Source organism: Pseudocolwellia sp. AS88, assembly GCF_030551755.1.
Taxonomy (GTDB): domain Bacteria; phylum Pseudomonadota; class Gammaproteobacteria; order Enterobacterales; family Alteromonadaceae; genus Pseudocolwellia.
This window is the reverse complement of the sequence record NZ_JAUPEC010000003.1, coordinates 103,351-123,689: the sequence shown is the minus strand read 5'-3', so window position 1 is coordinate 123,689 and position 20,339 is coordinate 103,351. Positions and strand designations below refer to the sequence as shown.

21 protein-coding genes are annotated in these 20,339 nt (G+C 36.1%); 11 read left to right on the top strand and 10 right to left on the bottom strand.

The window, feature by feature from the left end; translation table 11 throughout:
- Window positions 1–117 precede the first annotated feature (117 nt).
- A complete protein-coding gene (gene slmA, locus Q5N69_RS03425; protein ID WP_304367451.1) occupies window positions 118–702 on the top strand; it encodes a nucleoid occlusion factor SlmA in 585 nt (194 codons plus the stop codon).
- 70 nt (window positions 703–772) lie between these two features.
- Here slmA and Q5N69_RS03420 read toward each other — a convergent pair whose 3' ends face one another.
- From Q5N69_RS03420 to cyaY, 6 genes are all read right to left on the bottom strand, one after another.
- A complete protein-coding gene (locus Q5N69_RS03420) occupies window positions 773–1,447 on the bottom strand; it encodes a GNAT family N-acetyltransferase (RefSeq protein ID WP_304367450.1) in 675 nt (224 codons plus the stop codon).
- Between the two features lie 110 nt (window positions 1,448–1,557).
- Entirely contained in the window at window positions 1,558–2,742 is a 1,185-nt protein-coding gene (locus Q5N69_RS03415) for a heme biosynthesis HemY N-terminal domain-containing protein (RefSeq protein WP_304367449.1), read from the bottom strand.
- Window positions 2,742–4,388, bottom strand: coding sequence for a uroporphyrinogen-III C-methyltransferase (locus Q5N69_RS03410; protein ID WP_304367448.1), 1,647 nt, complete (start codon window positions 4,386–4,388; stop codon window positions 2,742–2,744). Before Q5N69_RS03410 ends, Q5N69_RS03415 begins: the two co-directional genes overlap by 1 nt.
- Before the next feature lies 1 nt (window position 4,389).
- The gene (locus Q5N69_RS03405; protein ID WP_304367447.1) at window positions 4,390–5,175 is read right to left on the bottom strand and encodes a uroporphyrinogen-III synthase; all 786 of its coding nucleotides are present in this window, start codon (window positions 5,173–5,175) and stop codon (window positions 4,390–4,392) included.
- Window positions 5,162–6,118 carry a hydroxymethylbilane synthase gene (gene hemC / locus Q5N69_RS03400; RefSeq protein WP_304367446.1) on the bottom strand — a complete coding sequence of 319 codons (957 nt, stop codon included), beginning with the start codon at window positions 6,116–6,118 and terminating at the stop codon, window positions 5,162–5,164. The genes Q5N69_RS03405 and hemC overlap by 14 nt, the downstream gene beginning before the upstream one ends.
- Window positions 6,119–6,167: 49 nt before the next feature.
- A complete protein-coding gene (cyaY, locus tag Q5N69_RS03395; protein ID WP_304367445.1) occupies window positions 6,168–6,485 on the bottom strand; it encodes an iron donor protein CyaY in 318 nt (105 codons plus the stop codon).
- Between the two features lie 102 nt (window positions 6,486–6,587).
- On the opposite strand from cyaY, the gene Q5N69_RS18345 reads away from it, so the two are divergent.
- From Q5N69_RS18345 to recQ, 7 genes are all read left to right on the top strand, one after another.
- On the top strand, window positions 6,588–6,770 hold the full coding sequence (locus tag Q5N69_RS18345) for a lipoprotein (RefSeq protein ID WP_369686661.1): 183 nt from the start codon (window positions 6,588–6,590) through the stop codon (window positions 6,768–6,770).
- A gap of 8 nt (window positions 6,771–6,778) precedes the next feature.
- Window positions 6,779–8,023, top strand: coding sequence for a diaminopimelate decarboxylase (gene lysA / locus Q5N69_RS03390; protein WP_304367444.1), 1,245 nt, complete (start codon window positions 6,779–6,781; stop codon window positions 8,021–8,023).
- Between the two features lie 41 nt (window positions 8,024–8,064).
- Window positions 8,065–8,895: a diaminopimelate epimerase gene (gene dapF, locus Q5N69_RS03385; RefSeq protein WP_304367443.1), complete on the top strand. Its 831-nt coding sequence runs from the start codon at window positions 8,065–8,067 to the stop codon at window positions 8,893–8,895.
- Entirely contained in the window at window positions 8,892–9,623 is a 732-nt protein-coding gene (locus Q5N69_RS03380; protein WP_304367442.1) for a DUF484 family protein, read from the top strand. The genes dapF and Q5N69_RS03380 overlap by 4 nt, the downstream gene beginning before the upstream one ends.
- On the top strand, window positions 9,623–10,369 hold the full coding sequence (locus tag Q5N69_RS03375) for an HAD-IA family hydrolase (protein ID WP_304367441.1): 747 nt from the start codon (window positions 9,623–9,625) through the stop codon (window positions 10,367–10,369). Before Q5N69_RS03380 ends, Q5N69_RS03375 begins: the two co-directional genes overlap by 1 nt.
- A gap of 56 nt (window positions 10,370–10,425) precedes the next feature.
- The gene (gene uvrD / locus Q5N69_RS03370) at window positions 10,426–12,600 is read left to right on the top strand and encodes a DNA helicase II (protein WP_304367440.1); all 2,175 of its coding nucleotides are present in this window, start codon (window positions 10,426–10,428) and stop codon (window positions 12,598–12,600) included.
- A 279-nt stretch (window positions 12,601–12,879) separates the two neighbouring features.
- Window positions 12,880–14,691 carry a DNA helicase RecQ gene (gene recQ / locus Q5N69_RS03365; protein WP_304367580.1) on the top strand — a complete coding sequence of 604 codons (1,812 nt, stop codon included), beginning with the start codon at window positions 12,880–12,882 and terminating at the stop codon, window positions 14,689–14,691.
- A gap of 81 nt (window positions 14,692–14,772) precedes the next feature.
- On the opposite strand, the gene Q5N69_RS03360 is transcribed toward recQ, so the two are convergent.
- Window positions 14,773–15,072: a cytochrome c gene (locus Q5N69_RS03360; protein ID WP_304367439.1), complete on the bottom strand. Its 300-nt coding sequence runs from the start codon at window positions 15,070–15,072 to the stop codon at window positions 14,773–14,775.
- A gap of 179 nt (window positions 15,073–15,251) precedes the next feature.
- On the opposite strand from Q5N69_RS03360, the gene Q5N69_RS03355 reads away from it, so the two are divergent.
- Together Q5N69_RS03355 and Q5N69_RS03350 are read left to right on the top strand one after the other, a co-directional pair.
- Complete coding sequence (locus Q5N69_RS03355) at window positions 15,252–15,560, top strand: DUF3630 family protein (RefSeq protein WP_304367438.1); 309 nt, start codon at window positions 15,252–15,254, stop codon at window positions 15,558–15,560.
- Window positions 15,561–15,562: 2 nt separating this feature from the next.
- A complete protein-coding gene (locus Q5N69_RS03350; protein ID WP_304367437.1) occupies window positions 15,563–16,036 on the top strand; it encodes a DUF523 domain-containing protein in 474 nt (157 codons plus the stop codon).
- Here Q5N69_RS03350 and Q5N69_RS03345 read toward each other — a convergent pair.
- Window positions 16,033–17,004 (bottom strand): GGDEF domain-containing protein, encoded by a 972-nt coding sequence (locus Q5N69_RS03345; RefSeq protein ID WP_304367436.1) that lies wholly within the window; start codon window positions 17,002–17,004, stop codon window positions 16,033–16,035. The genes Q5N69_RS03350 and Q5N69_RS03345 overlap by 4 nt on opposite strands.
- A 374-nt stretch (window positions 17,005–17,378) precedes the next feature.
- On the bottom strand, window positions 17,379–17,630 hold the full coding sequence (locus tag Q5N69_RS03340) for a hypothetical protein (RefSeq protein ID WP_304367435.1): 252 nt from the start codon (window positions 17,628–17,630) through the stop codon (window positions 17,379–17,381).
- A gap of 233 nt (window positions 17,631–17,863) precedes the next feature.
- Between Q5N69_RS03340 and tesB the strand changes: the two genes are divergently transcribed.
- Window positions 17,864–18,721 (top strand): acyl-CoA thioesterase II, encoded by an 858-nt coding sequence (gene tesB, locus Q5N69_RS03335; RefSeq protein WP_304367434.1) that lies wholly within the window; start codon window positions 17,864–17,866, stop codon window positions 18,719–18,721.
- A gap of 152 nt (window positions 18,722–18,873) precedes the next feature.
- On the opposite strand, the gene Q5N69_RS03330 is transcribed toward tesB, so the two are convergent.
- Window positions 18,874–20,124, bottom strand: a complete 1,251-nt coding sequence (locus tag Q5N69_RS03330) for a mechanosensitive ion channel family protein (protein ID WP_304367433.1) — start codon at window positions 20,122–20,124, stop codon at window positions 18,874–18,876.
- Window positions 20,125–20,339 lie beyond the last annotated feature (215 nt).

Genomic DNA, 20,339 nt, shown 5'->3' with positions numbered 1-20,339 from the left:
GCGTATTTATTATTTGCATAAGTGAAATAAATTTATACTCTATAAAATGCCTTGAAAGCAACCCTATAAAACCGTTAGAATTCACTCATTAATAATTATAAAAATGAGAATTTTTTGATGCCTGCCAATCAAAAACCAAATCGTAAACAACAAATCCTCGAATGTTTAGCTAGTATGCTCGAAACCAGCCCAGGACAACGCATTACTACAGCCAAATTAGCTGCTGAAGTAGGTGTGTCGGAAGCGGCTTTATATCGTCACTTTCCATCAAAAGCGAGAATGTTCGAAGGTTTAATTGATTTCATTGAAGAGTCTACTTTCTCAAGAATTAATCTTATTCTTTCAGATCATAAAGAAGCCTTAGTACGCTGCCATCATATTTTACATGTACTTTTAGTTTTTGCAGAGCGTAATCCTGGTATGTGTCGGATTCTAAGTGGTGATGCGTTAATGGGTGAAAATGAACGTTTACGTGCACGTGTAAATCAATTCTTTGAAAAGTTAGAATCTCAATTTAAGCAAGTATTAAGAGAGCGTAAACTAAGAGAAGGCAAAGGTTTTACCATTAACGAATTAGCTTTAGCGAATATTATTGTGGCTTTTGCTGAAGGTAAAATTAGTCAATATGTAAGATCGGGATTCACTAAAAAGCCAAGTGACGAATTTAATGAGCAATGGCAGTTTTTAATGGCAAGCAAATAAACCTGAGCTTATTGATAGAATACCTACTCATCAGCCTTTAAAGACTGTGAGTAGGTACGTAAATACTGTTCTACTTTGAAACAGCTGCTTGAATAGTTGCAGGGCTAGCAACAAATATATCGTACGGTAAAGGCTCTGCTAACAAGCTAGCATCTATTTCAACTTCCATGAAACCGCTTGCAGTAAAAAACGCTTTTAATTCTTCATTGGCTTTTAATTCTTCATTGGCTATCACTTCATTCTCTAAAGCCAAGTTTGTGTAATATTGCGTGTTTTCTTCGCCATTACAAAATTCTAAATCAACAAATAAATTCATCGCCATACTCATTAAGTTTAACGACTGTACTTTCGGATAATGTTGAGCAATCTCATTCAACAAGTATTGAGCTACACCTTGTTTTCTGTATTGAGGTTGAACACTTATAGCCTCAATCATGATATGTGTTTTTGCATTAGTATCTGCTTTAACCAAAAGCTTATCGCAATAGTCTGCGATTAAATTTTGCTTCTTGAAATAAACACCTAATGGGATTTCCCAATCAGTCGCTTCTTGTTCATCTAACATTTCAAAGCTTTTGTCGGCATCGCGATGTTTATTTAATGTAATAAGCTCGATTTCAGCTTTAGCGATAACCTCACCAGCTTCATTACTTACATTGATTTCTTGCGTTAGTTGCCAATCGTATGAAGCTTTTACTTCAGGTTTTTTAAATTCTATTGATAAGTTCATATATATTGTTTGCATCATGTTTTCTAACAGATGCTACCTTGATGGTCGTCTATAGAGCATAAATAAAGCCAGTATAATAACTGGCTTTATTTGATGATGTTATTCGTAGCTATTAGATAATTTAACTAATGTAATTTAGCGTATACCTGTACAGCTTTTTCAAATTGTTGACGTTGTTGTAATGTTTGAGCAAAGGCCAATAAATCGACATCGTCGTATTGTTTTTCGTCTAAGTTAACTAAGGTATTAAAGGCTTTTTCTGCCATCTCCCATTGCTTACTCGACACGGCTAAATGAGCTAAACAACTCAACCACACAGCATTTTTCGGATCTTTGTGTAAGTACTTTTGCACAACAACAATAAGCTCGTCAGGCTGAGTTATTGGCAAGCTTCTCATATTTTTCATAAATGCTTTATCAGCACCTTTTTTAATAATTGGTAATAATATTTTACTTAACGGCGCCGTAATATTATTTTCAGCAAGTACTTTACAGTAAGCCATTACAACCACTTCACGCTTCTTCACTTTACTTGACAGATTATTCCAGTAACGAGAAATTTCTTCTGAATCTTTCTCTGTGGCTAATTGTCTAAAAGCACCATAAAAAACAACATTTTCCCATTCTTGTATGGTTTGCTCTGTTATGGCTTTTTGCTTACGCGCTGCCACTAAAGATTCTGCTGCAGCTAAATAATGTTTTTCAGCAATTTGCAGATCAATATTTAGCGTTAATAGGCGTGCATCGTGTCCAATAAGCTTATGGTTTTGGTCAATCAATAAGCGTGCATTTTCTCTATCATCTTGTTGCATATATAGCTTAATGGTAACTAATAGCGACTCAATATTGACGTTCTTCGCTTTATTATCCACTTCACTAAGTAGGTTTAAATAATGCTTAGCATTAGTACTTAGCGATTGTTTAGATGCTGCTGACGATGCAAGCAAGTAACCTATGCGTTCTCTTTGAGCCGGCTCTGAGCTTTTAGCAAATAAATGCTCCGCTTGAGCATAATCTTCAAGAATATAAGAGGCTACAGCTTTCTCAAAATCTTTAACGCCACGACGTTTACTTGCATAAGCTAATTTATTCCAAGTGCCTAAACTGAATCTGAAGCCGCCTCTGAAAATAACAAAAAGTAGCACAATCACTAAAAATATAAACAAGATCCAAAAGATAGCTGAATATACCGTTAACTCATAAATCATACCGCCCATAGCAATAGAAATATAACCAGGTTCAGTAAAGAATATTGGCGTAACCGCAATAAACGTAAAGATGACAAGAAGCATAACAAACAATTTTTTCATTATGCTGCCTCGCTCATATCAGCTGCCTTTTCAGAAAGTTCATTGATTTCAGCTTCATTAACTTCTGGTATTTGCTCTTCAATTGTTTTCGGAGCGACTTCTGGTAACACCTCAGAAGTGCTTTCTGGTGCTACAATATTTTGGCTCTCTTCTACTCTGTTCTGTTCATCTTTTACTTCTTCTAATATTTCTTCTGAAGGCGCTTTGTTTTCAAGTGGTGGTGCAGGAGGTCGTGTTGATTTTTTATCTTCAAGCGCCTTTCTAATGGCTTTTAAAGAAACTAACTTAAGCTCGTCTTCAACCACTATGACTTTATTTTTAACGCTTTCAATTGAATTGATAAAGACTTTATTCTTCTCGTCATTCAAATCAAAATACTGAGTGAGCCACAATTCTGCATCATTTAACGACTTAACAAATAAATCGTGATTACCTTTACTTGCTGCCCATTGCGCAACTTGTAGTTTAAGGCTTAAATTCTCTTTCAAATGTTGGCGTTGTTCCGCTGGCAAAATAGGCTCTAAGTCACCTACTCGACTATGAACAACAACAAATGTTTGTAAGAATTTATCCCACGTTTTAGCCATATTTTCACGCCAATCAGATACATCTTCAGATAAAGTGTAGCGATCCGCATTTTCAGTCTCTTGGGCAACAGTTAAAGCGACTAAAGGTAATGACTGAACTTGTTCTCCCAAAGCCATTAGCGATAATATCACTTGCTCTGTTTCTAACCTTGGCATTAAACGTAAGGCTTCAATATCTTGGTAAATTAACTGACGTATTGGCAATATTTCTGGATCATTCAATTCAGCAATACGTGCATCGGCATCTTGTAATAAACCAATAGCCGCGGTGGTATCTTTTTCTAACCATAAAGTACGAGCTGCAACTCGGATAAGATATTCAGCTTCATGTACTAACCAATCTGTTGGTTGATTCTGACTAAACTTTTCCACCATAAAATTGAGCTGCTCAATACTTTCTTGAGTTTCTTGTTTCATATTATGGGCTGAATCAGAAAACTGCATCGCAAGATTTTCTTCCTGATCTTGTAATGTTTGCAACATTTTTTGTTGCATGCGTTCTTGCGCTAATTGATTGCCTTTTGTAGCTTCACTTTTAACTTGCTGTAACTGTGAAATAATCGTGTTTTGCTGTTGAACATGCCAGAAATAAAGTAAAACAACTCCAACCACAGCAAGTAAAGCAATAAGCAATGATAAAATGGCAAGTTTAGATACTTTTGATTTTTTTTCTGGTTCTTTAACTTGTTCTTTTTTCAATTCTGTATTTTGTTCTGGTTTTGATACTTTCTTTTGATCTGATTTCATAGTTTGTTTAACTTTTTGAGAAGACGGTGTTTGAGGAGATGCTGAAGGCTTAACTGTTTCAGTTTTTTGTGCTGCTTTATCGTCTGATTTAGCAGTAATAGGTTTATCACCTACATTTTTATTATTGTCAGTTTTACTTACAGCGGCGTTATCTTTTATCGCGTTAGTACTATTAGACATATTAACGGATACGCTTGCTTGAGAACTATTTTTTGATGAGCTTTCGGCAGACTTTTGAGTAGATTTAGTGATGGTATTAGCTTTTTCTGCTGAGTTATCACCATTTTTAGTCGTTGGCTTATCGGTCATCATCTTATTCCATGTTGATTGTTACATCAGATGTTATCGCATTGGTAATAGCATTATCACTTGCGCCATTTGAGTTTATAACGCGCTTTAAACCTAATGCCTTTGCATTTTGAGCTATTCGCTCACTTGCAACCAACCAATAACAGTCGGTTTGCCAATACTCATCTGATAGATTAATTAATTGTACTATGCTTTGTAATATAGCGTCACTAGTTATCACCATACAATTAATCTGATGACTTCGCCAATGTTGTTGAATATTGTTAGGTAATTGTCGCCAAATTCGTTGATAAGCTTCAATATAGTATACAATTCCATTTTTTGCTTTAAGAGAGTCTGCTAAATACTCCCTACCACCATCACCTCTAACAATAAGAATATCTTGTCCTTCAATTGATTGAAGTTCAGGTAAGGCAAGTAGTCCTTCACTGGTTTGAAGTTTAGGGGAAATAACATCGATATGCAGAGCTTTCAACGCTTTAGCTGTTGCAGTACCCACAGCAAATACTTTACTTGCCTGCCAAGAAGCGATATCGATTATTTCATTAGCACTGGTTACCGCAGCAACACTAATAAAAATAACAATGGGCTGATTAACTTGATTTAAACGTTGAGCAAGATTTTCAGGGCCATTCTTAGTGAGGTTATCATTGACTCTATAGTCGAACATGGGCTGACACTGAGTATTAATGCCCAGTGTATTTAACTTAGTCGCTAATCGTCGCCCTTCATTTTCAGGGCGAGTGATCAGAACATTAAGATTGCTTTTTAATAGGTTATTGTTCGGCATATACCTGTTTCAAAATAACATCCGCACCTAAACTAAGTAACTGTTGCGCTAGGGTATTACCTAATGCTTCAGCTTCCGCGATAGGCCCACGAATGTCACTATGTAAAATAGTACTACCATCAATTGCACCTACTAACCCACGTAAATAAATAACAGGCTCGTCATCGGCTGATGAAGGGTTATTTTCTAAAACAGCATAACTACCAATAGGTACTTGGCAGCCACCTTCTAGTGCTCGGTTCATAGATCTTTCGGCAAGCACTCTGGTGCGAGTTTCTTTACATTCAAGTGGCGCGATTAAGGCTTTAATATTTTCATCGTCTGTACGACATTCAATTCCTACAGCACCTTGTCCGTTAGCAGGAAGCATAAGTTCTGGAGCAATATATTCTTTAATACGTTCAGGCATTTCTAAACGAATTAAACCTGCTGCAGCTAATATAATCGCGTCGTATTCACCGTCATCAAGTTTCTTTAAGCGTGTATTTACGTTACCGCGCAAGTCTCTAATTTGTAAGTCTGGTCGTAGCGCTTTAATTTGGCACTGTCTACGTAAACTAGACGTACCTACTACTGCACCATGTGGTAAAGATTCAAAGGTTTCGATAGTGTTTGAAACAAAAGCATCGCGCGGATCTTCACGAGGACAGATCACTTCTAAGCCAAGACCTTCAGGAAATTCAACGGGGACGTCTTTCATGGAATGCACAGCAATATCGGCACGATCTTCTAACATCGCAACTTCAAGTTCTTTAACAAAAAGTCCTTTACCGCCAACTTTTGCTAATGGCGTATCTAAAATAATATCGCCTTTTGTTGTCATAGGTACGAGTTCAACCGTAATATTGTCATGATGTTTTTCAAGTTGTGCTTTCACATATTCTGCTTGCCACAAGGCTAAAGCACTTTTACGTGTTGCGATGCGTACGATATTCTTACTCATAGTTTATTGCCTGATTTTTTGTCTGGTTAAATTGTCTAGCTATATCAAGTTAAGCTTCTAAGGTAATTTCAGCTTCAGCTTGAACACTGACTGCATTTGAAATAAATTTCCAGAACTCATCTCCACCACGTTTATCTATCCATTGATCATTTTCAAAATGGAAGTGATGTCCATTAAATTTAGTTGCAACCCAAATTTCCTTCAAAGGCGCTTGCTTATTAATGATAATCTTAGTGCTGTTTTTAAATGTTAAGGTTAATAAACCACCAACACCTTCGAAATCGATATCGTAACCACAGTCTTCAATGGCCTCTTCAACAGCCAGTAATAAGTCTTCTGCTGCTATATTATATTCACTATCGTTCATTAATTGTCCTTTCTACCTAATTTGGTAAATTATTTAAGATCGCTGTTATACCAATCTGATTATAAAACGTCTATCATGGGAAAAAAATCGAATTAATCAAATATGTGTAAACAAATTTTATTTATTTTGGCTTTCGTTGTGTCTTTGGTAACAATAACAGGTTGCGGCATAAAAGGTCCTTTGTATCAAACTCCGTCTGAAAATGTTGATCCTACTTCTTCTGAAAAATTAGGATTGAGCCCAACAGAACATACAAATTCAAATATTAGCACTAGTAAAAGGTAGGAAAAGCGGTGGACTTTTTTAATCATAAAAATACATCTTTATATGCTGAAGATAGCAAAGTATCTGACATTGCCAATGACCATGGTACGCCTTTATATATTTATTCAAGAGCAACCATCGAGAGACATTGGAAAGCCTTTGATAACGCCGCAGGCGATCGCCCACACATTGTATGTTATGCAGTAAAAGCTAACAGTAACATTGCTGTATTAAACGTAATGGCACGCTTAGGTTCAGGTTTTGATATTGTATCGAAAGGTGAATTAGCTCGTGTTTTAGAAGCAGGTGGAGATCCTAAGAAAGTTGTTTTTTCTGGTGTAGGTAAAACTTCAGACGAGATCGCTTACGCCCTTGATAAAGGTATTTACTGTTTTAATGTTGAATCTGGTGCTGAACTTGATCGTATTCAAAACGTAGCAAAATCATTAAATGTTGTTGCGCCTATTTCTTTACGTGTAAATCCTGATGTAGATGCAGGTACACATCCTTATATTTCTACAGGTTTAAAAGATAATAAGTTTGGTATTAATATTGACGATGCTGAAGAGTTTTATGTTTATGCATCAAAATTATCAAACATTGCTGTTAAAGGTGTTGATTGCCATATAGGTTCGCAAATTACCGAAGTCGCTCCGTTTTTGGATGCTTTAGATCGCGTACTAATGTTAGTAGATAACTTAGCAGCAAAAAACATTAACTTATCACACATTGATGTTGGCGGCGGATTAGGTGTTTGTTATAACGATGAAAAACCACCACATCCTGAACAATATGCTAAAGCGATTGCTGATAAATTAGAAGGTCGTGACATTACGCTAATATTTGAACCTGGTCGCGCTATTATGGCTAACGCCGGTATATTAGTAACTGAAGTTGAATTCTTAAAATCAAATGAAGAATTGAACTTCGCGATTGTTGATGCCGCTATGAATGATTTAATCAGACCGTCACTATATTCAGCATGGCAAGCGATTATTCCTGTTGAACACAGAGATGCTCCAACCAAAGTTTACGACATAGTAGGTCCAATTTGTGAAACAGGCGACTTCTTAGGTAAGAAACGTGAACTAGCCATTGAAGCAGGTGATTTACTTGCGATTCGTTCATCTGGCGCTTATGGCTTTACCATGAGTTCAAACTATAACAGCAGACCACGTGTTGCTGAAATTATGGTTGATGGTGCAGACGTTCATGTGATCCGCAAACGTGAAACAATAGAACAACTTTGGCAAGGCGAATCTTTGCTTCCATAAGTTATCTCTTAAACAGTATTAGTCACGAGAATAAGAATTAAATGCTTGTAAATTTTTCAAAAATGCACGGTTTAGGTAACGACTTTCTAGTATTAGATAATGTTACGCAAAACGTTTATTTGTCGAACGAACAAATAAAGCAACTTGCCGATCGTAATTTTGGCGTAGGGTTCGACCAACTATTAGTAGTTGAGCCGCCTTACGATCCAGACTTAGATTTTCACTACCGTATTTATAATGCTGATGGTAGTGAAGTTGGACAATGTGGCAATGGTGCCCGTTGTTTCGCACGTTTTGTTCGCTTAAAAAACTTAACAAATAAAAACAAAATCAAGGTTTCTACTCAATCAGGTAAAATGACGTTGTTTGTTGAGCGTGATGGAAAAATTACCGTAACCATGCCGGTTCCACAATTTGAACCAAATAAAATACCTTTTACTGCTCAAAAAACAGAAGGTACTTATATTCTTCGTAGTGAAGATGAAACTGTGTTGTGTGGTGCTGTTTCTATGGGTAATCCTCATTGTGTTATAACCGTAGATTCAGTTAAAGATGCTCCATTAGAAACGTTAGGTAAAGCGCTGGCAACACACGAACGCTTTCCTGAAGGCGTTAACGTCGGGTTTATGGAAGTAGTTTCTCCTGAATTTGTAAAATTACGAGTATATGAGCGTGGCGCAGCTGAAACATTAGCTTGTGGTAGTGGCGCTTGTGCGGCTGTAGTTATAGGTCAAATTCAGAAAAAATTAGCAAAAGAAGTAACTGTTGAGTTACCCGGTGGCACATTAAAGATATTCTGGAAAGGTCCAGGCAACCCAGTAAAAATGACAGGTGATGCTGTTCATGTTTTCGATGGACAATTACATATATGAGTTCAGAAATAAGTTCAAACAACAAAAATAATGACCTAACAGAGGCTAATTTAATGCAATCTGCAGAACTCATTTTATCAGATGATATTGTAGTCAGTTATTTACAAGATAATCCTGAGATATTTGCTCGTCATCCTGAACTATTAACGAGCATACGCCTTACAGATCATCAGCGTGGCACTGTGTCGTTAGTTGAACGACAACAACAACAACTAAGACAAAAAGTTCATGGCTTAGAAGACGAAATCACTCAGTTAATGTCTATTGCAAACAACAATGAACAACTATTTTCGTTATACAGTGATTTGTATTTACGTTTACTTGATTGTACTTCAGCTAACGAATTACTTGATTGTTTACATCAAGCTATTACCGAATTGTTGTCTTTATCAAACCTAAAACTTTGGCTCGTTGAACCTGTAGGCATTGAGCACCACAGCTTAATTAAAAACGATTGTGGCGGTATAGTTCAAAACCGTTTAACAAAAGATGATTACTACTTTGGCCGTTTACAACAAAGTGAACAACAAATGGTATTCTCACAAGTTACTGAAGGTTCGGTAGTGCTTGTTAAACTAGAATATAACAACAGTGTATTAGGTTTTTTAGCTATAAGTAGCCAAGATGCAGAGCATTTCGACCCACGTATGGACACCTTACTATTAAGTCAATTTAGAAAGTTAATTGCGAAGTTATTACAACAACACCTAAAAGATAAAGGTGCATAATGAAAGTTTATCGTCGATTAGCGCCCTTTAAAGCCATCAGTTTTGACTTAGACGATACGCTCTATAGCAATCATCCCATCATGGTTACTACAACTGATGAAATGCTAGCCTATTTCAAAAAAGCAATGCCATCGTTACTTGAAAACTCTACTGATATTCAAACAGAATACGACGTAGAGTTCTGGTCTGAATATAAAGAAAAAGCCCTTAAATTTAATCCTGAGTTAAAACATGATGTTAGTACTTTACGCAGTGAAACTTATTACTTAGGTATGATTGATTTAGGGATCTCTAAAGCCCAATCTCGCCAAGGCGCACAAAAAGCGGTTGAGCATTTTAATTTTCATCGAAGTAACTTTACCGTGCCAGACAATATTCACCGATTATTAGCTGCGCTTGCTAAAAAGTGGCCATTAATTGCTATCAGTAATGGTAATGTGAATACTAACACCATCAAACTTAATCAATACTTTAGTGCGGTTTATCATGCGGGCGGGCAGTCTGCAGGTAAATTAAATAAACACAAACCTTGTCCTGATATGTTTAATAGCGCCTGCAAACATTTAAAAATAAAGCCTGAAGAATTATTACATGTTGGTGATTGTGGAAAGGCAGATATTTTAGGTGGCGTTTTAGCTGGTTGCCAAACCGCTTGGGTATCAAGTTATGACGTGGGTCACCCCCTGTCTATTTTACCTAATCTTGAATTATCAAATGTAGAAGAACTTTATCAATTTTTAACATAATAACTGCCCAACATACCTTTTTTATCTTTTAAACTTATCAACAATTTGGCTTATCTATGGATGTTTCTGAATTACTCGACTCGTTAAACGAAAAACAACGCGATGTCGTTGCAGCTCCCTTACAAAACATGCTGGTACTTGCCGGAGCAGGTAGTGGAAAAACACGCGTACTTGTTCAACGTATAGCTTGGTTAATGCAGGTTGAAAACGCCTCTTCTCATAGTGTTTTAGCGGTAACATTTACCAATAAAGCCGCAGCTGAAATGCGTGCTCGTGTTGAGCAAACAGTCGACGGCAACACTCATGGTATGTGGATTGGAACTTTCCATGGTTTGGCTCATCGTTTGTTACGTATGCATTTTCAAGAAGCCAAATTACCACAAACCTTTCAGGTATTGGATTCAGACGATCAATTAAGATTGGTTAAACGTATTATTCGCTCACTTAATATTGATGAGAAAAGATACCCACCTAAACAACTACAGTGGTATATCAACGGTAAAAAAGATGAAGGTATTCGCCCTCAGCATATTGAGGTTTACGACGATCCAACAGAACAAACCTTTGTTAAAGTATACAAAGGTTATCAAGATGCCTGTAATTTAGCTGGCTTAGTCGACTTTGCCGAACTGCTATTAAGAGCTCATGAACTTTGGTTAGATAACCCTGTACTGTTAGAACATTATCAGAAACGTTTCAAGCATATTCTGGTAGACGAATTTCAAGATACCAACAGTATTCAATATGCTTGGTTAAATATTCTTGGTAAAGCCTCAAGCAAAGTGATGATTGTCGGCGATGATGATCAATCTATCTATGGCTGGCGTGGCGCTAAAATAGAAAATATTGAACGCTTCTTAAAAGATTTTGATGATGCGCAAACCATCAAACTTGAGCAAAATTATCGTTCTACGGCTAATATCCTAAATGCAGCCAATAAACTTATTTCAAACAACAATAATCGTTTAGGTAAAGATCTTTGGACTCAAGACGAATCTGGAGAAAAGATATCTATTTACACCGCCTTCAACGAAATAGACGAAGCACGCTTTATTGCTGGCCGAATTAAAGACTGGCAGAAAGAAAATGGTTCATTAAGCGATGTCGCAATTTTATATCGAAGTAACGCACAATCTCGTTTACTCGAGGAAGCTTTACTACAAGGCGGACTACCTTACCGAATTTATGGTGGACAGCGTTTCTTCGAACGACAAGAAATTAAAGATGCTTTAGCTTACATGCGCCTGCTTAATAACCGAGACGACGATGCAGCTTTTGAGCGTATAATAAATACACCTACGCGAGGTATTGGTAATCAAAAGATTTCGCTGATACGAGATGCAGCAAGAAGCTTAAATGTTACCTTATGGCAAGCTTGTCAGCACATGATTAATAACGAAGAATTTAAAGGTAGAAATGCAAAAGCTATTACCCATTTTGTTGAATTAATTAATCAACTTGAAGATGACTCGTGTAATCTTAATTTAGATCAACAAGCTAACTTTATTATTAAAAACAGTGGCTTAAAATCTATGTATCAGGCCGAAAAAGGCGAAAGAGCAGAAGCAAGAATAGAAAACTTAAATGAATTAGTTACTGCTTGCCAAACCTTTGAAATGGATCCTGAATTAGAAGAAGAACAAACTAAGCTAACGGCTTTCTTAACCCATGCCGCACTTGAATCAGGTGAGTCACAAGCAGATGAATACGAGTCAGCAGTTCAGTTAATGACAATGCATTCAGCTAAAGGTCTTGAATTCCCATTAGTGTTTATCGCAGGATTAGAAGAAGGTATGTTTCCTTCTCAACAGTCGGTTGAAGAAATCGGGCGTTTAGAAGAAGAAAGACGTTTATGTTACGTAGGTATGACACGTGCTATGCAGAAGTTATATTTATGTCATGCAGAAAGCAGACGTTTATATGGTCAAGAAAAGTACCACAAACCAAGTCGTTTCTTAAGAGAACTACCAAACGAATGTACAGAAGAAATACGCTTACAAAATCAAGTGTCTCGACCAGCAAGTACGGGCAAGTTTTCAAATACGTTTACAACAGAAACATTCGCTAATACTGGATTTTCATTAGGCCAGTCAGTTATTCACGCCAAATTTGGTGAAGGTGTTGTGCTCAATTACGAAGGTTCTGGTGCTCAAAGTCGAATACAAGTAAATTTTGCTGAGGTTGGCAGTAAATGGCTTGTTGTAGCTTACGCAAACTTACAGGCGCTTTAATCAGAGGCTAGGTTTTTATTCATTAAGCTTATCATTAAAATATTAATTACAGTGTCAGTTTTGATACTGTAATTAATACAACAAGAATACGCACAAAGAGATGAGAAAGATCTAATCTTGCCCACTATTTAGCTAAATGAAATGAGCAAAATAATATTAGTTCTGCTGATAATATTTCATAAAAGTCATCCTTGATCTGAATAAGAGAAAATAAACCTCTACCATTGGCGTCAGCTAAGTTAAAATACAGATCTTATTATTACACTGAAGATAAATGTGATTAACAGCGCTGAAGCAAGCATATCAACAACACTATTAATTGATACTTTAAAACATAATTTTGGTTATGAATCTTTCCGTCAAGGGCAAGAAGATATTATCAAACAATTGTTTAATGGAAGAGACAGCCTTGTTTTAATGCCAACAGGTGGCGGTAAATCAATGTGTTATCAGCTACCAGCTATTTTATTACCCGGTGTAACTATAGTTGTGTCACCTCTCATTGCTTTAATGAAAGATCAAGTTGATAGTTTAACACTGCAGGGAATTTCAGCCGCTTATATCAATTCAAGTTTAGATCAAGAAACAATAACTAAAACAATGCAGTCTTTGTATCGAGGTGAAATCAAGCTTTTATACATAGCCCCTGAAAGACTGAATAGTTATTACTTTATTCAAGAACTCATGCAACTTAACATCAGTTTATTTGCTATTGATGAAGCTCACTGTATTTCTCAATGGGGTCACGACTTCAGACCCGCTTACACTAAACTCAATAGTATCAAACAAAACTTCCCTAACATTCCTGTTATGGCACTTACCGCAACTGCAGATGTAACCACACGTAAAGATATTTTAGCTCAGTTAGATTTGATAGATCCTTACATACATCTTGATAGCTTCGATCGCCCTAATATACGCTTAACAATGGCTGAAAAATATAACGGCGAACAACAGTTACTCGGTTATATTAAAAAGCGACGTGAAGAATGCGGCATTATTTACTGTAATAGCCGGTGGCAGGTAGAAAAGATTTCTAAATATCTTGGTAGCTCAGGCATTAACTGCGCTGCTTACCATGCAGGTATGGAAGTTGAAATCAGAAACACGGTGCAAGATGCGTTTGCTAAAGATAATATTCAAGTTGTTGTAGCTACCATCGCTTTTGGTTTAGGTATTAATAAATCAAACATTCGTTATGTAATACATTTTGAGCCACCAAAAACTCTAGAATCATATTATCAAGAAATTGGCAGAGCAGGGCGTGATGGTTTAGAAGCTGAAGCTTTATTCTTATACGACGCAAAAGATGTAGAACGTATTAAAAAGCGTATTAGTGAAGGCGAAAACGAACAAAAGGTAAACGTAGAGCTACAACGTTTTCAAGCCATGATTGGCTTCTTTGACGCTCAAACCTGTAGAAGACAGGTGGTTTTAAACTATTTTGCTGAATATACTCAGAAACGTTGTGGAAACTGCGATATTTGCTTAGATCCACCTAGCTTGTTCGATGCATCAATTGAAGCACAAAAAGTACTATCGTGTGTTTACCGTATTCAGCAGCAAGGTGACATTGAGCATGTGATCGATGTTTTAAGAGGCGAGCACACCATCGCTATCAAACAAAAAAAGCATGATGCTGTTTCTACTTTCGGCATTGGGCAAGAAAAAACACCAGGATATTGGTTTTCTATCGTCAGACAATTAATTCATTTAGGTTATTTACAGCAAGATATTTCACAGCAATCTGCTTTGTGTTTAACCCAAGCTTCTCGTGCAGTTTTAAAAGCAGAAGAACCCTTAATGTTAGCTTCTCCAAGGCTTCAAAAAGCAAGCTACTGGAAAAGAGATAAACCGAATCAGTCTTACGATAGAGCTTTATTTGCCAAACTTCGCACGCTTAGGAAAGAAATTGCAGATGCTGAAGATATCGCTCCGTTCATTGTATTTAGTGATGCAACCTTATCCGAGCTAGCAAAAGTAAAACCCATTAACTCAAGAGATATGCTGAAAATTAGTGGAATTGGTGATACTAAACTAGCGAGATATGGTCAGCCATTTTTAGAACTGATCCAACAACATGCTCATTAACTTTGCCACAAAGGTAGAAGTTGAGATGAAAAAAAAGCGCTAAATAGCGCTTTTTTGATAATTTGTTTTATTAAGCAAAGCTTATTTTAAGCTTGCGTAATATGCCGCAACGTTAGCGATATCAGCATCAGATAAGCCCATAGCCATTGGAGCCATTACAGGATCTTTACGGTTGCCCGCTTTGAAGTCTTTCAATTGTTTAACAAGGTAAGCTTCTTTTTGTCCCGCTAGGTTAGGGTACATTGGAATTGCAGAAACACCCATAGCACCGTGACAAGCAGCACAAACTGCAGTTTTAGCTTTACCAGCAGCAATATCACCAGCAAATACAGGAGAAGCCATTAGTGCTGTTAATGCAACAGCCATAGTCAATTTTTTCATAGATTATCTCTCTAAACGTATAATTATTGATATTGTTGCTTAGATTACATGGATTCACGAAAAAAATATATCGATTAGGTCAATTTTTTTTCAATCTCTCGATCAAAGTAACCTGTATTTAAAGGCCGTTGACGTATAAAATAATATAAATTTTATATAATTTAAAATAACTTATGATTATGGCTGAGCAAAGTAAAATTGCATCATTAATACTTATCAACGAAAACAGCTTACAAATAAACTTTATCAATAACTGGTATCAGGAAGATGTTTCTCAGCTCACAACAGACATACTGAGCGCATTAACCGGTCATCATATTCTTGAAAAAATTTCAGGTGCTGATCGGGAAAATTGTCGGTTTGAATGGCAGCAGGAATATTTTATGCTGAATTTTGAATGCTACAGTCAGTCATGTTGGATTGAAAACGAAACAACGCCCAACCTGTCTTTGTTGAACTCAATAAAGCAACATTTAGAAGCAGAATAACGATGCATAAGATATTTATTAGTGCCTGTTTTATGGGTGAAAATGTTAGATATGATGGTGGTCATCAAAGCTTATTGGAACATAACTTATTTGCTGAAACGATAGCGAAGTGGAAACAAGAAAAACGCTTACTTAGTGGCTGCCCAGAGTGTTTAGGCGGGCTTTCTGTTCCTAGAGATCCAGCTGAAATACAACAAGAAAGTCAAAAGATAATCACAGTAAATAATACAGACGTTACCGAAAGCTTTCATCAGGGAGCATTAAAGGCATTAGATTTATGTTTAAAGTATAATATTGAATATGCTTTACTAAAGGAATCAAGCCCTTCTTGTGGCAGCCATACTATTTATGATGGGACCTTTTCTAATACTAAAATATCAGGTCAGGGAGTAACGGCTCAACTGTTAACTCAACATAATATTCAAGTTTTTTCTGAAAAGAATATTGCAGAACTTATCACTAAAATTGATGATTAGGTGCTAATTGAGTGCCGCGTTTTACTTATAACCGCATTAACGTTCTGAGACACTTTAAAGTTATTCACCCCAACAGAAATAGTCATTTGCGGTAACCGAACACCAGATCTACTGCTTACAAACCTTAGTTTACCAACACCTTCTCTTATTTTCTCTCCTATCTCACTAGCGACAGATTCATCAACTTCAGGTAATAAGATGAGAAACTCATCTCCACCCGTTCGAATTGGCAAACCACTGCCATCCACATAACTTTCAATCTTTTTAGCTATTTTAGAAAGTAAAACATCGCCAATGAGAGAACCAAATCGTTGGGCTATTTGAGTATATTGATCGACATTAATCACAATAGCGGCAACATCCTTATCAGGATCCGTTTTAAACCAAGCTTCTATATGTTTAGACATCGCTTGGCGATTATACAAGCCAGTTAGTGGGTCTAAATAGAGATCTTTTCTCACCTCATCGAGTTCAGCTTTAAGTTCTTGATTACTTTTTTGTACTTCTTCGAGTGTTTCAGCAAGTTGTTGTTGTTTACTTTTAAAAGTAAGGGTGGCTTTTGTTAAGTTACTACATGCCTGAGATACTTTGTCTTTCTCGCCAGATTTCAAATCATGCAAATTAGCATCTAATTCGGTAATAAATCCATCAATTGAAATTGTTGATTGTTCATTGCTTGTTTGAATTGAGTCGAGGAGGCCATCGATATCATTAACAATATCATCTCTAAATTTACTCTGACCTAAAATGAATTGTTGATATACAGCTTCAATATAAAAATTATCCAGCTTTTTACCTGTAGATAATTGATATTTAATTGCGCTTACTAATGCTTTGTTAGATTGTGAAACAAATTCATAACTAACCGCATAATTGATAGGGCTTGCCGCCAAATGCCATAACCGTAATTGGTTTACCGCCAGTGACAATAATTCATCAGCCTGCTTGATGGAATCTTGATATTTCATACCACACCTTTTTATTACTTATAAAATAACAACATTTAAAATATATTTTTGGTGTATAAAGAGAGAAAGTATTGATTTAAATTGATAAGTTTTACTTATACAACTGCAGAACCGTATAATAATTTCTCTTTAACTCATAGCTACGTCACATAAAACTGTGCTTCTTTGCTTCACAACGAGTTACCTGATCTCAAGTTATTAAATAAATTGAGTATTTAACAACTTTCTTTTATGCGCATCAGGTTAATCTATTAATGTAACAGGCATTATTTAGATCTAATACGAACTTATAATACATTGTAATGACAAATTTTAAACGAAAAAAAACGAGTTACTTTTTCAAGTAACTCGTTTTACGAATTTGGTTTACAAACTTATCGTAAATGAATAGAAGGAGATGTATTTATTTCGCCATCTGATGTAATGGTAGCAGCATTATCATCACACAATAAAACGGCTGTATTACCATCTTGTTGCTCTCTTATGTAAGCAAGATCATATCCAAATTGAGTTAAGCTACTTGCCGCAAATTTTTGCGCAAGAGATAATTTATCCCATAGGCTTGATTGATCTTCTACGCTTACTCTCCTTTCTAATAACGCCTCCCTTTCCATAATCGCTTGCATAACTAACCTCTTTAATACGATAAAAACACGAAAAGTTTATTTATATTCGTAACCTACGCGACATTAATTATATATGCAACTGTTTAAATTTTAGACTAACAACTACTTTACCTATATTTAACAAGTGATTAACAATCACTCATAAACTAGCTAAACGTAAAGCAAAAAATTACATATAAATTCTAAATACACTCGTTATAATTACCTTATTATTTGTCTACGGATTTTTATTTATGGGTCAAGTGCTGACGGAATTAGTTTCCCTATTACAGTTAGAAAAAATTGAAGATGGTATTTATAGAGGGCAATCACAAGATATAGGGTTTAAAGCCTTATTTGGTGGGCAAGTTATGGGGCAAGCTGTATCAGCCGCCATTGAAACAGTTGAACCTGATCGCCATATTCACTCCTTACATTCATATTTTTTACGACCTGGTGATTCCAATAAGCCTGTTGTTTATGAAGTGGAAAACTTAAGAGATGGAAAAAGCTTTAATACTCGACGTATAAAAGCCATTCAAAACGGTAAAGCCATATTTTATATGACTGCGTCTTTTCAAGCAGTTGAATCAGGATTTGAACATCAAGACATCATGCCTGATGTGCCCGCTCCAGATAATCTACCATCATATAATGACTTTATTTTTGATCATCAAGAATATATTCCTCAAAGTGTTAGAGGAAAGTTTCTTGCTGAAAGACCTGTAGAGCTTAGACCTGTTCAAAAATATAATTGGGTGCACCCAGAAAAGTCGCCAGCACTTCATCAAATGTGGATAAAAGCGAATGGATCTTTGCCTGATGATCCACATATACATTCGTGCATGCTAGCTTATTGTTCTGATTTTCAATTTTTAACAACGTCTTTAATGCCGCATGGTGCAAGTTATTGGACACCAAACTTCCAAATGGCATCAATTGACCATGCGATGTGGTTCCATCGCCCATTTCGAGTTGACGAGTGGTTATTATATTCTACTGATAGCCCAAGTGCTTGTGGTGGTAGAGGTTTAGTGAAAGGTCAAATATTTAATCAAAAAGGTGAGTTGATTGCATCAACAATGCAAGAAGGTCTTATACGCCAGCGTTAAAATTGATAACACAATATTCATCTATGATTTGATAGCTTTATTTTACGAAGAAGTTAATAAAAACAGTCACTATAGAAAGGTATATTAAGCCGAGCTGAGGTTACTTATTTAATCTGTATATTGATGAAATAAGTAACTGTTAGCCTTACACATTAATCTTTAGCATTTAGGTTACGCCAATCATTTCCTGTTGGATGTTGGAAAATACGTATACCAAATAATGGGGCCATCGCGAATATATGGTCAAATATATCAGCTTGAATACCTTCATAATTTACCCAATTCTGATCATTACTAAAACAGTATAACTCTAACGGAATACCTGAATCGGTAGAAGCTAGCTGTCTTACCATGCAAGTCATTTCTGAATGCACTTTAGGATGTTGAGCTAAGTAGGCGGCAATATAAGCTCTAAACGTACCAATATTGGTTAATTGTCGACTATTTCTTAAATCGTCAGGCGCTAAACCCAAGGCATTACGATCTTGATTAATTTCAGCCGTTTTATCTACTAAGTATTGAGTTAGTAACTTAATTTTCGATAAATCATCTATTTCATCTTTTTGGTAAAACTTAACGCTAGTAATATCAATAATGATAGAACGTTTAATTCGTCGACCGCCTGACTGCATCATGCCACGCCAGTTCCTAAACGAACCACTGATCAACGCATACGTAGGAACAGTAGTGATGGTATTATCAAAGTTCTTAACTTTTACGGTATTTAAACCTATTTCTAAAACGTCGCCATCTGCACCGTAAGTAGGTAATTCAATCCAATCGCCAGGTGCTACCATCTTGTTGGCAGAAATCTGAATGCTAGCAACTAAACCTTTGATCGTATCTTGAAAAACCAACAAGAGCACAGCGGTTAATGCACCTAAACCACTTAATAAATAAAACGGAGATTTCCCTAAAACATAAGAGATAGATAGAATTGAAGCCACAATATAAACAATCAGTTTGATCACTTGAATTGAAGAGTTTAGAGGTAAGTATTTTTCTGTCGCAGTACGTTTATAAGAGCTTTTAATAACGTTTAATAACGCACCTATACTTCGGGCGACTTGAAAACTAATAGCAATTTTGGCGAAAGTTAAAAAGAAATGTCCAAGTACACTCTCAGCTTCTACGAGATGTGGTGTTAAAAACCATAAGAATAAGAAAGGTGTTAATAAAGCAATACGATTAAAAACCTTATGCTCAAGTAATAAATCGTCCCAAGTATTTCTCGAATGTGAAACAATTTTTTGAATCATCACAAGCAACTGATGCTTAGAAATATAATAACTGATACCACATAAAATAAAGATGAGTGCGGCGCCAACCCAAGATCTCGCGTAAGGAAGGTATGCAGCACCTACATTTTGTTCAATTAACCAATTATTTATTATTTCAATCATTTAACGACCTTGTTCTGTATTTCAGAGAATGACTAGCAAGATGTTTTAAAAGCCATTTAGCTAACTTTGCTTAATTTTAAGGGGCAATATTCACCTTTAACCACTAAACACGCACACAATACCATAAGAAGGATTATTGCTTCTAAAAGTTTAATCGCTTTATTAGAAGCTTAAAAATATAAAAGCTAAGGTACACACCTAACCATTATTCACAT

Bases quoted from the DNA above. Each gene is read 5' to 3' on its own strand.
- slmA (WP_304367451.1), top strand. From the start codon at position 118: ATGCCTGCCAATCAAAAACCAAATCGTAAACAACAAATCCTCGAATGT.
- Q5N69_RS03420 (WP_304367450.1), bottom strand. From the start codon at position 1,447: ATGCAAACAATATATATGAACTTATCAATAGAATTTAAAAAACCTGAA.
- Q5N69_RS03415 (WP_304367449.1), bottom strand. From the start codon at position 2,742: ATGAAAAAATTGTTTGTTATGCTTCTTGTCATCTTTACGTTTATTGCG.
- Q5N69_RS03410 (WP_304367448.1), bottom strand. From the start codon at position 4,388: ATGATGACCGATAAGCCAACGACTAAAAATGGTGATAACTCAGCAGAA.
- Q5N69_RS03405 (WP_304367447.1), bottom strand. From the start codon at position 5,175: ATGCCGAACAATAACCTATTAAAAAGCAATCTTAATGTTCTGATCACT.
- hemC (WP_304367446.1), bottom strand. From the start codon at position 6,118: ATGAGTAAGAATATCGTACGCATCGCAACACGTAAAAGTGCTTTAGCC.
- cyaY (WP_304367445.1), bottom strand. From the start codon at position 6,485: ATGAACGATAGTGAATATAATATAGCAGCAGAAGACTTATTACTGGCT.
- Q5N69_RS18345 (WP_369686661.1), top strand. From the start codon at position 6,588: ATGTGTAAACAAATTTTATTTATTTTGGCTTTCGTTGTGTCTTTGGTA.
- dapF (WP_304367443.1), top strand. From the start codon at position 8,065: ATGCTTGTAAATTTTTCAAAAATGCACGGTTTAGGTAACGACTTTCTA.
- Q5N69_RS03380 (WP_304367442.1), top strand. From the start codon at position 8,892: ATGAGTTCAGAAATAAGTTCAAACAACAAAAATAATGACCTAACAGAG.
- Q5N69_RS03375 (WP_304367441.1), top strand. From the start codon at position 9,623: ATGAAAGTTTATCGTCGATTAGCGCCCTTTAAAGCCATCAGTTTTGAC.
- uvrD (WP_304367440.1), top strand. From the start codon at position 10,426: ATGGATGTTTCTGAATTACTCGACTCGTTAAACGAAAAACAACGCGAT.
- Q5N69_RS03360 (WP_304367439.1), bottom strand. From the start codon at position 15,072: ATGAAAAAATTGACTATGGCTGTTGCATTAACAGCACTAATGGCTTCT.
- Q5N69_RS03355 (WP_304367438.1), top strand. From the start codon at position 15,252: ATGGCTGAGCAAAGTAAAATTGCATCATTAATACTTATCAACGAAAAC.
- Q5N69_RS03350 (WP_304367437.1), top strand. From the start codon at position 15,563: ATGCATAAGATATTTATTAGTGCCTGTTTTATGGGTGAAAATGTTAGA.
- Q5N69_RS03345 (WP_304367436.1), bottom strand. From the start codon at position 17,004: ATGAAATATCAAGATTCCATCAAGCAGGCTGATGAATTATTGTCACTG.
- Q5N69_RS03340 (WP_304367435.1), bottom strand. From the start codon at position 17,630: ATGCAAGCGATTATGGAAAGGGAGGCGTTATTAGAAAGGAGAGTAAGC.
- tesB (WP_304367434.1), top strand. From the start codon at position 17,864: ATGGGTCAAGTGCTGACGGAATTAGTTTCCCTATTACAGTTAGAAAAA.
- Q5N69_RS03330 (WP_304367433.1), bottom strand. From the start codon at position 20,124: ATGATTGAAATAATAAATAATTGGTTAATTGAACAAAATGTAGGTGCT.